Origin of the sequence: Pauljensenia sp. UMB6358 (assembly GCF_030216865.1) — a bacterium.
In the GTDB taxonomy this organism is placed as follows: domain Bacteria; phylum Actinomycetota; class Actinomycetes; order Actinomycetales; family Actinomycetaceae; genus Pauljensenia; species Pauljensenia turicensis_A.
In genome coordinates, this window is record NZ_JASOMS010000003.1 from 79,928 (window position 1) to 95,177 (window position 15,250).

The 15,250-nt window shown below is 57.8% G+C and carries 12 protein-coding genes and 1 tRNA gene; 3 read left to right on the plus strand and 10 right to left on the minus strand.

Going from position 1 to position 15,250, the window contains the following annotated elements; genetic code table 11:
- Nucleotides 1–16: 16 nt before the first annotated feature.
- The 10 genes from QP381_RS03215 to QP381_RS03260 all read right to left on the minus strand — a co-directional run bounded on the left by QP381_RS03215 (nt 17) and on the right by QP381_RS03260 (nt 9,959).
- A tRNA-Ala gene (locus QP381_RS03215) sits at nt 17–89 on the minus strand.
- 132 nt (nt 90–221) lie between these two features.
- Nucleotides 222–1,025 carry a histidine phosphatase family protein gene (locus QP381_RS03220; RefSeq protein ID WP_006681636.1) on the minus strand — a complete coding sequence of 268 codons (804 nt, stop codon included), beginning with the start codon at nt 1,023–1,025 and terminating at the stop codon, nt 222–224.
- A gap of 2 nt (nt 1,026–1,027) precedes the next feature.
- Nucleotides 1,028–1,567: a ribosome silencing factor gene (gene rsfS, locus QP381_RS03225; protein WP_103633587.1), complete on the minus strand. Its 540-nt coding sequence runs from the start codon at nt 1,565–1,567 to the stop codon at nt 1,028–1,030.
- A 47-nt stretch (nt 1,568–1,614) separates the two neighbouring features.
- On the minus strand, nt 1,615–2,307 hold the full coding sequence (gene nadD / locus QP381_RS03230) for a nicotinate-nucleotide adenylyltransferase (protein ID WP_103633586.1): 693 nt from the start codon (nt 2,305–2,307) through the stop codon (nt 1,615–1,617).
- Nucleotides 2,304–3,587, minus strand: coding sequence for a glutamate-5-semialdehyde dehydrogenase (locus QP381_RS03235; RefSeq protein WP_006681639.1), 1,284 nt, complete (start codon nt 3,585–3,587; stop codon nt 2,304–2,306). Before QP381_RS03235 ends, nadD begins: the two co-directional genes overlap by 4 nt.
- Nucleotides 3,588–3,624: 37 nt before the next feature.
- Complete coding sequence (gene proB / locus QP381_RS03240; RefSeq protein WP_219811054.1) at nt 3,625–4,740, minus strand: glutamate 5-kinase; 1,116 nt, start codon at nt 4,738–4,740, stop codon at nt 3,625–3,627.
- Nucleotides 4,741–4,769: 29 nt separating this feature from the next.
- On the minus strand, nt 4,770–6,290 hold the full coding sequence (gene obgE, locus QP381_RS03245) for a GTPase ObgE (RefSeq protein WP_006681641.1): 1,521 nt from the start codon (nt 6,288–6,290) through the stop codon (nt 4,770–4,772).
- 108 nt (nt 6,291–6,398) lie between these two features.
- A complete protein-coding gene (gene rpmA, locus QP381_RS03250; protein ID WP_006681642.1) occupies nt 6,399–6,659 on the minus strand; it encodes a 50S ribosomal protein L27 in 261 nt (86 codons plus the stop codon).
- Nucleotides 6,660–6,692: 33 nt separating this feature from the next.
- Nucleotides 6,693–7,001: a 50S ribosomal protein L21 gene (gene rplU, locus QP381_RS03255; protein WP_006681643.1), complete on the minus strand. Its 309-nt coding sequence runs from the start codon at nt 6,999–7,001 to the stop codon at nt 6,693–6,695.
- Between the two features lie 213 nt (nt 7,002–7,214).
- On the minus strand, nt 7,215–9,959 hold the full coding sequence (locus tag QP381_RS03260) for an Rne/Rng family ribonuclease (RefSeq protein ID WP_006681644.1): 2,745 nt from the start codon (nt 9,957–9,959) through the stop codon (nt 7,215–7,217).
- 531 nt (nt 9,960–10,490) lie between these two features.
- On the opposite strand from QP381_RS03260, the gene QP381_RS03265 reads away from it, so the two are divergent.
- The 3 genes from QP381_RS03265 to cydD all read left to right on the plus strand — a co-directional run bounded on the left by QP381_RS03265 (nt 10,491) and on the right by cydD (nt 15,246).
- Nucleotides 10,491–12,035 carry a cytochrome ubiquinol oxidase subunit I gene (locus tag QP381_RS03265; RefSeq protein ID WP_006681645.1) on the plus strand — a complete coding sequence of 515 codons (1,545 nt, stop codon included), beginning with the start codon at nt 10,491–10,493 and terminating at the stop codon, nt 12,033–12,035.
- Nucleotides 12,036–12,052: 17 nt separating this feature from the next.
- Nucleotides 12,053–13,174 carry a cytochrome d ubiquinol oxidase subunit II gene (gene cydB / locus QP381_RS03270; RefSeq protein WP_006681646.1) on the plus strand — a complete coding sequence of 374 codons (1,122 nt, stop codon included), beginning with the start codon at nt 12,053–12,055 and terminating at the stop codon, nt 13,172–13,174.
- Nucleotides 13,175–13,362: 188 nt separating this feature from the next.
- Nucleotides 13,363–15,246, plus strand: a complete 1,884-nt coding sequence (cydD, locus tag QP381_RS03275) for a thiol reductant ABC exporter subunit CydD (RefSeq protein WP_285067805.1) — start codon at nt 13,363–13,365, stop codon at nt 15,244–15,246.
- The last annotated feature ends 4 nt before the right edge of the window (nt 15,247–15,250 follow it).

Consider the following 15,250-nt stretch of genomic DNA (forward strand, 5'->3'; position numbering starts at 1 on the left):
ACAGTTCCCCCTCAGGTGGAGCTAAGGGGATTCGAACCCCTGACCTCTTCCATGCCATGGAAGCGCGCTACCAACTGCGCCATAGCCCCGTATTCAGTTCATCGCACTTGCGACCCGTTAAGCATAACGGAACGCCAGCCGGTTCGTAAAATCGAAACCCCGTGCAGGCCATCACACCAGCCGCGATCACAGGATCCACGCGACAAGCAGATGCGCGATGCTTACGCGCCCAACACATCCTCGCGGTATCCAATATTGTGTGCAGCCAAACGGAAAGACGGAGCACCCGACGCACCGGAACCTCCCCCACCCACGCGAACAAGCTCTGACCAGTGACAATTATCCAAGCCACGCATCGCATCAAATTCAAGCGGGTTCAAGCCCATGCAGGTAATTAGACCGCGCAAAATTGCTGCACCGTGAGCAACCACAATGACAGTCGCATCCGAAGGAGCCTGGCGAGCCGCCTCAAAAGTAGCATCCCGCACGCGCGCCCCCACAACATCCGATGGCTCAATTGACGCCTCGCCACTCTCGCCCGTCTGACGCCACGCATCCACCAAATCCGGATACTTTTCGCGAGCCTCCGGCAGGGTTAGTCCCTCAAACAGGCCGTAGTTGCGCTCAATCAGGCGCTCATCCACGATCGGCCCTTCAACATCGCCGCCCTGGGCACGAAACACTCCAGCCATCAGCTCAGCAGTTTCCGAGGCCCGCGACAGAGGCGAACAAACAATCACAACCTTATTCGAGGTCTGGGAAGCAACACTCACACCAACCTGAGCACTCCGTGACAGGACACGCTTCGCTAGAACCTCGCCAGCGCGCTCAGCCTGCTTACGACCACAAGTATTCAACGGACGATCAATCACGCCCTGGAAACGCCGCTCAACGTTATAGTCCGTCTGTCCGTGACGCACGAACACAATACGGTTCGCGCCGTCATCGTGTGTCTCAACAGCAAAGTTAGTGTCGCTGGCAGGTGCGGTGACAGTAGCGGGTGAAGAAGTAGCAGGCTCGGTCATGATCAGTCTTCCTCAGCGTCAGAATCGGCGGCTAAATCCATCGCGCCTGATGCAATCGCTGACGCTAAGTCCATGCCTCGTGCATCACCCATCGACGCAACAACCTCAGCCGCCGACATCGGAGTACCGACCCCAGCACCCACCGTGCCCGGCGCCACAACAAAACCGGCAACGCGTGCGGCCTCTCCCTCGGGAGCAAGGTGCGTCACCTTACCGTCTGCCCAGAGCTTTTCCAGAGCGTAGAACTCGCGCTGTTCATCGGTCAGAACGTGGCAGATCAGCTCACCGTAGTCGATCAGTACCCACGTGCCACCTGTACGCCCCTCGATGCGATCGGGCTTCACACCCAGCTGCTTCGCCGTCTGATCCATGATTTCTTCAGCGATCGCGCGCACCTGACGATCCGTAGGAGCAGAAAAAATCAGAAATGACTCAGCCAACGCCAGACGATTCCCCACGTCCACCGCCACCGGATCCGTCGCCAACTTGTCGATCGCTGCCTCTACGATGACGTCCCGCAGATCCTTTTGCGCTTCACTCACGTGGTTTTCCCTCTCTTCACGCCAACAATCGGCGGATTCTATGCCCGTCACTGATCCGTGTACAGGTCGTATTTCTTGATGTACTGGACAACACCGTCGGGCACTAAATACCAGACCGGATGCCCACCTTCAACGCGCTTACGGCAGTCCGTTGACGAGATCGCCATTGCTGGGACCTCCACCAACGACACCGAATTACTAGGCAAACCCGACGCATCCAATTGATGTCCTGGACGAGTAACGCCGACGAAATGCGCCATTTCGAACAGTTTATCCGCGTCCTTCCACTGGGCGATCTGTTCCAGAGCATCTGCGCCCGTAATGAAGTAGAAGTCCGTATCCTCCGGGTATTGCGCCGCAAGATCGGTCAGCGTATCGATCGTGTACGTTGTCCCACCACGGTCAATATCGACACGAGACACGGTAAAACGCGGGTTCGATGCCGTGGCAACAACCGTCATCAGATAGCGGTGTTCGGCGCTGGTCACCTTGCGCCCGGCCTTGAACGGTTGCATCGCCGCGGGGACGAACACAACCTGGTCAAGTTGGAAGACTTCCATCACTTCCGACGCCGCGACAAGGTGGCCGTGGTGAATGGGGTCGAAAGTTCCACCCATGATCCCGATGGATCGACGAGGCCGACCGGCTGAAAACTCTTTAGCTGCACTGGTGGTCAGAGCATCATCGGGCGCCTCGACACCATCGACGCTACTGGCCTGCGCGCAAGTCTGGTCGCTCATGGACGAACCGTCCCATCGCCTTCAATAATCCACCGCGTTGTCGTCAGTTCAGCCAAGCCCATCGGACCCCGAGCATGAAGCTTCTGAGTCGAGATACCGATCTCTGCGCCCAATCCAACCTGGCCACCGTCGGTGAAACGGGTCGACGCGTTAACCGCAATGGCAGCCGAATCAATCTCAGTCTGAAAACGGTTCGCGGATTGAAGGGAACGGGTGCAGATCGCTTCAGTGTGACCGGTTGAGTAGCGACGAATATGGGCGATGGCCTCATCAATCGAGGGGACAACCCGCACAGCCAAATCCATCGACAGGTATTCGGTTGCCCAGTCTTCTTCGGTTGCCTCAACCCACATATCGGAGTCAATCGACGGGGTCTGACGAGCAATCTGGGCAGAAGCAGGATCCAAGTGCAGAGTAACGCCAGCTGTTGCCAAACGAGTCAGCGCTGACAGCAGGAAACGCTCGGCTTCGGCTTCGTGCACAAGGAGAGTCTCAGCTGCATTGCAGACACCCACACGCTGAGTCTTCGCATTCATAATGATGCGTTCAGCAGCTTCCAGGTCTGCGCCCTCATCAACGTAAACGTGACAGTTACCCGTGCCTGTTTCGATAACAGGGACAATCGAGTTTTCGACGACAGCTTGGATCAAGCCCGCACCACCGCGAGGAATCAGCACATCGATGCCACCACGAGCACGCATCAAAGCCGTCACACCAGGACGTCCCAGATGGTCAACCGTCTGAACTAAATCAGCGGGCAGATCAACGCTTTCAAGAGCATCACGCATCACGGTGATGATCGCCTGATTCGAGTTAAACGCCGCGCTACCACCGCGCAGAATAACCGCGTTACCGGACTTCAGGCCAAGCACTGTCGCATCAATCGTCACATTCGGACGAGCTTCGTAAATCACTGCGACAACGCCCATAGGCACGCGCACCTGACGGATACGAAGACCCAGCTCATTCACGGTTCCACGGAGGATCTGGCCGACCGGATCCGGCAAGCTGGCGACCTCGCGAACAGAATCAGCAATTGACGCGATACGCGACTGGTCCAACGCCAAACGATCCAAGAGCCCAGCGGACATGTCGTTTTCGCGACCTCGCAGTAAATCCAGCTGGTTCGCAGACAAGATTTCGCGGGACCGTTCTTCAAGGGCAATCGCAATTGCTTCCAGCGCGCGATTCTTCACACCAGCTGTCGCCACGGCGAGCGACAAGGAGGCCGTGCGCGCAACCGTAGTCAGATCTGAAATATCAGGAATCTGGTCAGTCATGTCCCCATTTTCCCACAGGTTGGAGCGCTGAGCAGTACTAGACCAGCGGTGCCAAGTCGTCGCGATGCACGATCGGGCGCGGATGCTCCCAACCCGAAAGACGCAGATCTTCAGCAGACAAGCCCGCCATATGTGCGACCTCATCGGAGTCGTAGGAGACGATGCCTCGCGCCAACAGGCCAGCTGGGCCAGCAATATCTACAACATCGCCTAAATCAAAGTGTCCGATGATGCGAACAACGCCGGCAGCCAGCAAAGACTTCTTGCCTGCGGTGATTGCACGACCCGCCCCCTCGTCGACGATGATTTCGCCACGAGAATGAGCAACATGAGCAATCCAGAGGCGACGCGATGCCGGACGAACCGATGAAGGAGCGAACCATGTACCCGTCGCGCTCCCCGACAGTGCAGTCCCCAGTTCATCCGCGCTAGTCAAGACCACCCCAATGCCGGAGGTCGCAGCCATCGTCGCAGCCTGAACCTTCGTCACCATGCCTCCGGTGCCCACCTTTGATCCCGAGCCCGTCACCAAGACAGCATGTAGGTCGTCGGTCGAATGAACCTCGCGAATGAGCTGCGAACCCGGATGGCTGGGAGGCGCGGTATACAGCCCATCAACATCGGTCAGCAGGATCAGCGCGTCGGCTGCAACCATCTGCGCCACATACGAGGCCAGACGGTCATTGTCGCCAAAGCGAAGCTCGCGAGTAGTGACCGCATCATTCTCGTTAATAATCGGAACAACGCCACAGCTGAGCAGGCGATCAAGCGCAGAACGCACGTTCGTGTAGTGTTCGCGACGCATGACGTCTTCAGTGGTGAGCAGCAACTGAGCGACATCAAGGTGGTGCGCCTGAAATGCTGCCGTCCAGCGAGCAACCAGGAGCCCCTGCCCCATCGCGGCAGCAGCCTGAACGCTTGCCAGATCGCGCGGACGCGAATTGAAGCCCAGCGGATCCAGACCCGCTGCAACCGCACCGGAAGAGACAATAATGATCTCTTTACCCGGCGTCTTCCACTTCGAGACCAAGCGCGCTACGGAATCAATACGGTTCAGATCCAGGCCACCATCATCGCGGCTCAGCGACGAGGATCCAATTTTGACGACAATACGGTTCGCATCGTTGATACGGCCGTCACACGAAGGAGTCACTTCGAGTCCTTGCCTTAGGGATAAGTGGTTCAGTTTTCGCTATGTGGGTCGGTCCACACGCCCTTCTGGCGTTCGGTCCATAGTTCTTCACGCGCCGCAGTCTTCGCGTCCATCACCTGATGGTGGATCTCGCGCTTCTGCTTACGCGTCGGGCGAGCCGACTGGTTAATACGCACGTCAGTGCCACGCTGTCCCAGCAGTTCCGGACCGGTGGTAAGCGTCGGTTCCCAATCGAAGACGATGCCGGTATCCAGCGGACCAATGACGACGGTATCTCCGGCGAAGGCACCGGCCTTCATCAACTGGTCTTCAACGCCTGCGGCAGCAAGACGGTCAGCCAAGTAGCCGATCGCCTCGTCATTCGCAAAGTCAGTCTGGCGAACCCAGCGTTCAGGCTTATCACCACGAACTTGGAAGACCTCTTCACCATCCATCTGGACGCGTCCAACAGTGACGGTGTCACGCGACCCGACAGCCTTCGGACGAATAACCGGCCGCGCTTCGCGTTCAGGCAGGGATTCGCGGTGCTTCTTCACCAGGGCGGCCAGCGTGAAGGACAGTTCCTTCAAGCCCTCGTGCGTGACGGCAGAAACCTCGTGGATCGGCCAGCCGAACTGCTCGAGTTCGGGGCGCGTAATCTCTGCTAAGTCGCGACCGTCCGGCACATCGACCTTATTGAGGACGATGACACGCGGGCGTTCCATCAGTGGAACGTAGCCTTCAATCTGGCCAAGATCGCCCTGATAGGCGGCCAGTTCAGCTTCAATTGTCTTCAGGTCAGACAGGGGTTCGCGCTCGGATTCGTAGGCGGCGGTGTCCAGCACGTGCACAATCACACCACAGCGTTCAATGTGGCGCAGGAAGTCAAGGCCGAGGCCCTTACCGGAAGAAGCGCCAGGAATCAGACCGGGAACGTCAGCAATCGTGTAGCGTTCATCGCCAGCCTGCACAACACCAAGGTTCGGGATCAGCGTAGTGAACGGGTAGTCCGCAATCTTCGGGCGGGCAGACGACATCGCAGCGATAATCGACGACTTACCAGCCGACGGGAAACCGACCAAAGCAACGTCTGCGACCGACTTCAGTTCAAGCACAACATCGCGTTCTTCGCCGGGCTCCCCCAGCAGAGCGAAGCCAGGAGCCTTACGTGCCTTCGAAGCAAGCGCAGCATTACCTAGGCCACCTCGGCCACCTTCAGCAACAATGAAACGCTCGCCTGCACCAGTGAGGTCAGCAAGCAACTCACCGGACGGGGACTTCACAACCGTGCCGTCGGGAACGGGAAGAATAATGTCTTCGCCGTTCTTACCCTGACGGAAGTCACCCATGCCGGGTGTACCGTTGCTCGCCTTCTGGTGTGGGCCACGGTGATATGTCAGGAGCGTCGTCACCTGCGGATCAACTTCGAGGATGACGGAACCACCATTGCCGCCGTCGCCGCCATCTGGGCCAGCGAGAGGCTTGAACTTCTCACGCTTAATCGAGGCAACACCGTTACCGCCATTGCCACCAGCAGCATGGATTGTCACGCGATCAATGAAGTCTGCCATTTCGTCTCCTTAAAGCGATCCGAGGATCTGTGCACAAACCTCTGCACATCAAAGCTATGTGAAAAGGGCGCCCGGCATGTGCCGGACGCCCCCTTCAAGCGATCGGTCTCAGGCAGAGACCGGCTCAACGACGTTGACAACCTTACGGTCGCGCTTCACACCGAATTCAACGGCGCCTGCACGCAGGGCGAAGAGGGTGTCATCCTTGCCACGACCAACGCCGTCGCCCGGATGGAAGTGAGTGCCACGCTGGCGAACGATAATCTCGCCTGCGTTCACAAGCTGACCGCCGTAGCGCTTAACGCCCAGTCGCTGAGCGTTCGAGTCGCGGCCGTTACGGGAGGAACCAAGGCCCTTCTTATGTGCCATCAGAAACTACTTTCTGCTCGAATCGGTCTCAGGTCAGGCGATCTCAGTGATCTTGACAACCGACAGCTTCTGACGGTGTCCCTGGCGCTTACGGTAGCCCGACTTATTCTTGTACTTGATGATGGAAATCTTCGGACCCTTAGTTGCGTCCACAATTTCTGCTTTGACGGTGACCTTGCCAAGCTTGGCAGCATCGACGGTGATGGCATCGCCATCAACCAGCATCAGTGGCTGAAGCTCGATGCTGGAACCGATTTCTTCGGAAACCTTGTCGACGACGACGACGTCACCGACGGAGACCTTCTCCTGACGGCCGCCGGCCTTGACGATCGCGTAGACCACGTGTAGCTCATCTCTTCTAGATATACGGAACGGGATTCGCGTAAACAGCGTTTCAATATTTATCCCGCTGGCGCTGGTCGCGCCGACGATCAAATTTAGCTGATTTGCCTATCTGAGGGCAACTTGGATGAGCCAAAAACAGGGGTTTTACGCTGTGCGATTCCACACCCTGCAACTTTTGGCGACACGCCGAGTCACCCTAGTTTAGATAAATCAGGCAGTCTCGTCGCCGCTTTGGGTGGCGACGCGACGACGACGCTTCGGCTTGGAAGCGCTAGACGTGGAGGCTTCAGGTAAAGCCAACGCATCCGTTGTCATCGTGGGGGCAATCACTGTTGCGCGAGCCTCTACCCTAGCGGGCAAGTCCAACACCAGAGCGGGAGCCGTCTTTTCCGGTTCAACGCTTGGTGTGGTGACAACACGCCTGCGCGTCTTTCGAGGCGTAGATGCGGACGGTGCTAAGTGAGCCGACGCCGATCGCGCGCGAGTCTTGGACCCGCTTGCCTTCTGAGCTTCAGGCTCGTTCGCCGGCGTAGCATGTGCTATGGGCTCGCTCACATCCGGCTGGGCAGAATCCATCAAGACTGCCCTACGACGGTGACGAGGCCGCGCAGTCTTTTCAGACTTATTGTCTGTCTGGCCCGCGGAACCGGACTCAACCGGTGTGACCTGAGCGGTGGCATCAGCTTTCGATTCGCTCTTTTCAGCCTCAGTCGAAGAGGAGAGTGTTTCTTCTGACGACACGCGGACTGCGCGACGCGGACGACGCTTCTTCACAGGCTGTTCCTGTTCACTTTCGCCCGTTTCAACAGCAGGTGAAGCAGAGTCAGCGACGGTCGAACCGGCCTTTTCGTGCACACGCTTGCGTCCCTTAGCACCCTTTGATTCGGGAGCAGATTTCTCACCCGCGGAGGCGGCCTCATTGACCGGAGAATCAGCGGAGGCAGACGCGTCGGATTCATCAGACTTGCGCGATGCGGCGGCGATAGCGGACAGGGCCTGCTTGGCCTTTTCGTGCTCGGCGGAGTCTTCGATGCGCTCAGCCTTCTTGCGCTTATTCGACTTCGGAGCAGACCCCGTGTGGTACTGCGAGCCCGAGAGCTCAACCGGATGCTCGTGAACGATGAAGCCACGGCCTTCACACGCTTCGCACGGGGTTGAGAAAGCTTCGACGAGGCCCTCACCCACGCGCTTACGCGTCATCTGCACCAAACCGAGAGAAGTAATCTCTGTGACCTGGTGACGCGTACGATCACGACCCAAGCACTCGACCAGACGGCGAAGAACCAGATCGCGGTTGGATTCGAGCACCATGTCAACGAAGTCGACGATGATGATGCCACCGATATCACGTAGACGCAGCTGACGAACGATCTCTTCGGCAGCCTCAAGGTTGTTGTGCGTCACGGTTTCTTCCAGCGTGCCACCGGCGCCAATGAACTTACCGGTGTTGACGTCAATGACCGTCATCGCTTCCGTACGATCAATGATGAGCGTGCCTCCCGACGGCAACCAGACCTTGCGGTCCATACCCTTCGACAGTTGCTCGTCAATGCGGTGAGCAGCAAACACGTTATCGGTGCCCACCCACTTTTCGACGCGGTCAGACAGTTCCGGTGAAAGTTCATCCACGTAAGACTTGACGGTTTCGAAGGTTTCATTTCCTTCAATCACAAGCTTAGAGAAGTCTTCGTTGAAGATATCGCGGACAACGCGGACAGCAAGCTCGGGTTCGCCACGCAACAGCGTCGGAGCGGTCTTCGTATTCTTCTGCTGTTCTTCGATTGACGCCCACTGCGCGCTCAAGCGTGCGACATCGTCACGAATCTGTTCTTCGGTTGCACCTTCAGCTGCGGTACGTACGATGACGCCCGAACCGGTGGGAACAACCTGCTTCAAGATCTTCTTCAGACGGGTGCGCTCACGATCGGGCAACTTGCGCGAGATACCCATCATGGAGCCGTTCGGGATCAGCACCAGGTAACGTCCCGCCAGCGTGATCTGACTGGTCAGACGCGCGCCCTTATGGCCGATCGGATCCTTGGTCACTTGGACCAAAACCGGGTCACCCGACTTCAGAGCAGACTCGATGCGACGCGGCTTGCCTTCAAGACCAACGGCATCCCAGTTCACTTCACCGGCATAGAGGACGGCGTTACGACCACGGCCAATATCAACGAATGCGGCTTCCATCGAGGGCAACACATTCTGCACGCGACCGAGGTAGATGTTGCCGACCATCGACTTCTGGGTGCGACGAGCAACGTAGTGCTCCACCAGCAGATCATCTTCGAGGATCGCGATCTGATCCAGACCATCATGATCTCGGATCACCATCTGACGATTCACGGACTCGCGACGAGCCAGGAACTCCGACTCAGTAATACCGTGGCGACGGCGACCTTCACGACGGCCTTCCTTGCGACGCTGCTTCTTCGCTTCCAGACGAGTCGACCCCTTGAGAGCCTTCACCTGGTCGTTAACGTCACCATCGTCGGATGCGGTGGAACGTGTGCGACGACGGCGACGACGGCGCGTTGAGGTCTCTTCCCCATCGTCTTCTAACTGCGTAGCATCCGACGATGCAGCGTCTTCCGCCTGGGCCTCTTCACCTTTGTCCGCATCTGTCTGAACCGTGTCATTCGACTTGGTACGACGACGCGCGCGTTTCGTATCAGGAGCTTGAGAGGCTTCTGCAGAATCAGTTGCCTCTTCAACCTGGGCTTCACCGGTATCGGCATCAGCCTTTGCGGTCTTACGAGTCTTACGAGAACGCTTTTCACGCGTGGGGGTTTCCGCAGGGGCCTCGTCGTTTGAACGAGACTGCGAGCGCGACGAACGAGCCGGGGCGGGTTGCTCGACAGGTGCGTGAAAAACGGGAGCCTGGAACGCAGGCTGCTGGAACAGCAATGACGCTGCAGGCGCTGAAGGTGCCGAAGAGGCATTCTCAGTGGTCACAATTCTCCATTTGTGAGGGCACGGTCCCACACCGGGCCAGCCCTCGGCCTCGCCCTCTAGGGGCGGAAATCCTGACGGTTACCGCTAATCGCGGTCGAAACGTCGGCGCATGAGGCGTCTTCGACGTTTATCTCATTGCGAAGGTGTGTCCGCAATGTCCGATACACACTCAAGTTTGCCACATTTTTACCCGAGCCGTTTAAAGGGGCACAGTTATATACGGCGCATATATACGACGCGTCTCGTCCTCGTAAATTTATAAAACCAACTGTGAGCTAAATACCCACTTGAACATTGCCGAAGCACCATCTGAAAACTGGCAAGACGGGACTTTCGAGCCAAAAAACAGCCCAAATAATGACGAAAGTATCAGGTCTGTCAGATAACGGCCTTTTTCACAAAAATCAACTCAAAAGAGAACAATCATGGGCTAAATTGACAGGTAAGCACGTGACGATAGTCCCGCTTGTTGGGCCCAAAGTCACTACGCGCACCATCCATCAACGAACTATTTGAGGGAAGGCGAGCACAATGACCCTCGCGCAGGCAGCGCTCGACTCTGTCATGCTCGGCAGGTGGCAGTTCGGTATCACTACCGTCTACCACTTCGTGCTGGTTCCACTGAACATCGGACTGGCACTCCTTGTCGCACTTATGCAGACGTTCTGGCACAAGACCGGAAAGCAGGAATGGCTCCACGCCACCCGCTTCTTCGGCAAGCTCCTAATCATCTCTTTCGCACTGGGCGTTTCCACCGGTATCGTCCAGGAATTCCAGTTCGGTATGAACTGGTCAGAATACTCCCGCTACGTCGGTGACATCTTCGGTGCACCGCTCGCAGTCGAAGCACTCCTTGCATTCTTCATGGAATCCACCTTCCTGGGCCTCTGGATCTTCGGTTTCGGTCGTCTGAAGAAGGGCATGCACCTGGCTACAATCTGGCTGGTCGCCATCGGCACCGCCGTTTCAGCCGCATGGATCCTCGGCGCAAACTCCTGGATGCAGCACCCGGTCGGCGCAAAGTACGACCCCGAAGCTGGACGCGCAGTCCTCGACGGTTCCATGAGCTTCTTCAAGCTCCTCACAAACCCGGCGCTCATCTGGGAATACACCCACGTCATCACCACCGCATGGCTTGCCGCAGGCTCTTTAGTTGCCGGCATCTCCATCTGGTGGATGGTTCGCGCACAGCGCGAAGGAAGCGAAGAAGCAACCAGCCAGGCAAAGAACGTCTGGCATCCCGTTGCACGCTTCGGCCTGATCGCCATGCTTGTCGGCGCTCTCGGCGTCATGGGCACCGGCCACTTCCAGGGCCAGGAACTGGTCAAGCTTCAGCCGATGAAGATGGCAGTCGCCGAAGGCATCTGCGTCGACACCGATGGCGCTGCCTTCACCGTCGCCCAGTTCGGTTCCTGCCCACTGGATTCCTCCGGCGAAGCACCCACCAAGTTCATTGAGGTCCCCGGCGTTGCTTCCTTCATGTCGCACAATGACTTCAGCGCAACCTCCGCAGGTGTCGCTGACGAGCAGGCGCGCATGGTCGAACTGCTGAACTCGAACGCTGACTTCACCGCCAAGTACGGCGATGCAGCTCAGTACAACTTCGTTCCCCCGCAGATGGCAACCTTCTGGTCGTTCCGCCTCATGATCGGCCTTGGCATACTCTCCCTGCTCTTCGCACTCTGGGGCCTCTGGGCTACCCGCAAGGGCAACGTCCCCGGTTCGAAGTCACTGTCGACGATGGCACTGATCAACCTGACTCTGCCGTTCCTGGCAGCATCCTTCGGTTGGATCTTCACCGAAATCGGTCGTCAGCCGTGGGTTGTCGTCCCGAACATCGCAGGTCTTTCGAACGGCGATCCGGTCGGTTCCGTCATGCTGATGACCGACACCGGTATTTCAACGGCAGTTCCCGCCGGACAGGTTCTTGCAACCATGATCGGCTTCACGCTGCTCTACGCTCTGCTGGGCGTTATCTGGTTCCTGCTCATGCGTCGCTACGTGCGCGAGGGCATCCACACCGCTAAGAAGACAGAAACCGACGCTCCCGCCGGCGACCTGTCCTTCGGATACTGAGAGGCGGCGAAACTGCAATGACACTTTCAATCCTCTGGTTCATCCTCATCGCCGTTCTTTGGACCGGCTACCTGTTCCTCGAAGGCTTTGACTTCGGCGTTGGCATCCTGCTGAAAGTTATCGGCAAGAACGACGAAGAACGCACGCAGATGTTGCGCACCATTGGCCCCCACTGGGACGGCAACGAGGTCTGGCTGCTCACCGCCGGTGGCGCCACCTTTGCAGCATTCCCAGAGTGGTACGCCACGATGTTCTCGGGCATGTACCTTGCTCTGTTCCTCATCCTCTTCTGCCTGATCCTGCGCATCTCCGCTCTTGAGTGGCGCGCAAAGATCGCAACGGCAAAGTGGCGTAGCACGTGGGACACCATCCACACCGTGACCGCTGTCCTGGTTCCCGTTCTGTTCGGTGTTGCATTCGCAAACCTCGTTCAGGGCATGAAGATCGAGGTCGTCGATGAGATGACCGGCGCTGTTGTCACACCCGATATGGTCACTCAGTCGCTTGCAACCGCAACGCACCAGCTGACCGGTGGCTTCTTCTCACTGCTCACCCCGTTCACCATCCTCGGTGGCGTCGCAATCCTGGCCGTCTGCACGGCAGTCGGTGCACAGTTCCTGGCGCTCAAGACCGAAGGCGATGTGCGTGAGCGCGCAAACGGCCTAGCAGCTCCCCTGTCGATCGCAGCAACCGTCGTTGCCGCAATCTTCCTGATCTGGGGTCAGTTCGCTTACTCGGCTAACGTCCTGGCATGGATCCCCTTGCTCGTCGCAGCACTCGCGATCATTGCTTCGACCGCATTCAGCCAGAAGGCACTGCGTCGCGAAGGCCTGTCCTTCATCCTGATGGCTGTCGCAATCGCTTCGACCGTCACCTGGGTCTTCTCGGCGATGGCTCCGGCCGTCATGAAGTCCTCGATCGATCCGGCGTACTCGCTTTTGATCGACCAAGCATCGTCCTCACCGGCAACCCTGGTTGTCATGTCTATCGTTGCTCTGATCTTCACGCCGATCGTCCTGATCTACACGGCATGGTCCTACTGGGCTTTCCGCAAGCGCGTGTCGGTTGGCGACGTCGATCAGAACCCTGGCTTGATTCCCTCCAAGATCCGTCTTGGTGAGAACTTCCTTGCTGGCTGATCTTTAAAACACTTCGGTGGCCCGGTGCATCAGTGCCGGGCCACCGTTGTGTTTCACCACGATTGCAGTGCCACATTCACCACCATCTGGATACCGGTCTTTCGCACCTCGATTCACCCCGCGTTCCAGCCGTGTCCGCACTGTTTTTCAGTTACCGCTTCCCCTAGAAATTACGGCAAAATAGTTCAATGCGACCTTTCGATCCACGGCTTTTGAAATACGCGCGTTCTGCACGAATGCCCATCATTATTACGGGGCTCATCGGCACGCTGATTGCTATCGTCGTCATCACTCAGTCCCTACTGATCTCGGCAGCGCTCTCCCCTGTGATCACCGGCAACGCTCGTCTTGGTGACGTTGCAGGTTTCATTGTTGCGCTGGTGATCGTGATCATTATTCGCGGGTTGCTTGTTGGGGTGCGCGATTCGCTCGGTCAGCGCGCTGCAGACAGTGCCATCCGAGATCTTCGCTGCGAGGTTTTGCGTGCGACCGAAGAACTCGGTCCCCGCTGGCGCGCAGTTCACGGCGCCGACACGACAACGCTTTTGACGCGTGGCTTAGATGATCTGGGCCCGTACTTCGTAAAGTTCCTTCCTCAGCTTGTCCTGACGATGACGGCAACTCCTTTGGCTTTGGCTGTCATGCTCTATTTGGACGCATGGTCGGGCGTCATCGCGCTCTTCGTCATTCCGTTGATTCCAATTTTCATGGCGTTGATCGGTCGTTTTACTCAGGATTCGTCGAAGGCGAAGCTCGTCGCGATGGAGCGTCTGGGCTCGCAGCTTCTTGACCTCATGGCGGGCTTGCCTACCCTGCGCAGTCTGGGTCGCGAGAATGGACCTCGCGGACACCTTGAAGCCCTGGGCAAAGAAAACACGCGCACCACAATGGCAACCCTGCGCGTCGCGTTCCTGTCGGGTGCAGCCCTTGAATTCCTTTCCACCCTGTCGGTTGCTCTTGTTGCCGTCGAGGTCGGTATGCGCCTTGTCGCCGGCAACGTCACCCTCTTTACCGGCCTCGCCGTCATCATGTTGGCCCCCGAAGTCTTCGAACCGCTTCGTCAGGTTGGCGCGCAATTCCACGCTTCCGCGAACGGTGTGACCGCCGCACAAAGCGCCTTCGAGATCATCGAGACCGAGCGCCCGCAGGCTTCGCGTATCGTTTCACCCCTCGTTTCTTCCCCCAGTAACGAGGCTGCGCTCACCACTTCAACTTCTTTCCCCAGTTCAGGGACGGATGGGGACAGCACTTCACCTGTTTCTTTGCGCCAAGCTCCCCCAATTTCATCATGCACGATTGAGCTGGAAAATCTGAGCGTGGCGGCTCGCGGTACGTGGGCTCCTCACAATCTTTCAGCTTCGATTCAGCCGGGACAGTTGACCGTTCTTGAAGGTGCGTCAGGGGCCGGTAAGTCAACAACTGTTCTGACGATTCTGAACCTGCTGACTCCGACAAAGGGGCGCGTTGTCCTTGCTCCTCTTGACGGGGCTACGCCACCCTGCGACGTCAGCGACTGCGATGCACACTCATGGTGGACGCAAATCACGTGGGTTCCTCAGGCTCCGACGATCCTTCCCGGCACGCTCCTTGAAAATATGGCGCTGAAAACCGTGACAAGCAGCCTCGTCGAAGCCGCGCAGGCAACAGGTTTCCACACCGTTGTTGAAGCGATGCCCGATGGGTGGGATTCAAAGGTTGGCGTGGGTGGCATTGGCTTGTCAGTTGGACAGCGTCAGCGTCTTGCACTGACGCGCGCACTGGTGAATGACTCACCGCTGGTGATCCTCGACGAGCCGACAGCGCATCTTGATGCTGTCAGCGAAGAAGAGATCACGCGGGCTATTCGAGCTCTTAAAGCACAGGGGAAAACGGTTCTGGTTATCGCACACCGCCAGGCGCTAAAGACGATTGCCGATCTGGTCATCTTGATTGAAAGTGCACCCGCTACCATCCACGACATCGAAGAGTATCCGCAACTTGGGGTCAATGACTGGGCACAGACCAGCGTCGATGTTGATCTGCCAGGAATCTTGACGGTCAGTGCGACCGATACCGACCCGGAAAGGCGGTGAACTG

What these genes read in the sequence shown, in the direction of transcription:
- obgE (WP_006681641.1), bottom strand. Translation starts at nt 6,290, where the DNA reads ATGGCAGACTTCATTGATCGCGTGACAATCCATGCTGCTGGTGGCAAT.
- cydD (WP_285067805.1), top strand. Translation starts at nt 13,363, where the DNA reads ATGCGACCTTTCGATCCACGGCTTTTGAAATACGCGCGTTCTGCACGA.
- QP381_RS03235 (WP_006681639.1), bottom strand. Translation starts at nt 3,587, where the DNA reads ATGACTGACCAGATTCCTGATATTTCAGATCTGACTACGGTTGCGCGC.
- QP381_RS03220 (WP_006681636.1), bottom strand. Translation starts at nt 1,025, where the DNA reads ATGACCGAGCCTGCTACTTCTTCACCCGCTACTGTCACCGCACCTGCC.
- cydB (WP_006681646.1), top strand. Translation starts at nt 12,053, where the DNA reads ATGACACTTTCAATCCTCTGGTTCATCCTCATCGCCGTTCTTTGGACC.
- rpmA (WP_006681642.1), bottom strand. Translation starts at nt 6,659, where the DNA reads ATGGCACATAAGAAGGGCCTTGGTTCCTCCCGTAACGGCCGCGACTCG.
- nadD (WP_103633586.1), bottom strand. Translation starts at nt 2,307, where the DNA reads ATGAGCGACCAGACTTGCGCGCAGGCCAGTAGCGTCGATGGTGTCGAG.
- QP381_RS03265 (WP_006681645.1), top strand. Translation starts at nt 10,491, where the DNA reads ATGACCCTCGCGCAGGCAGCGCTCGACTCTGTCATGCTCGGCAGGTGG.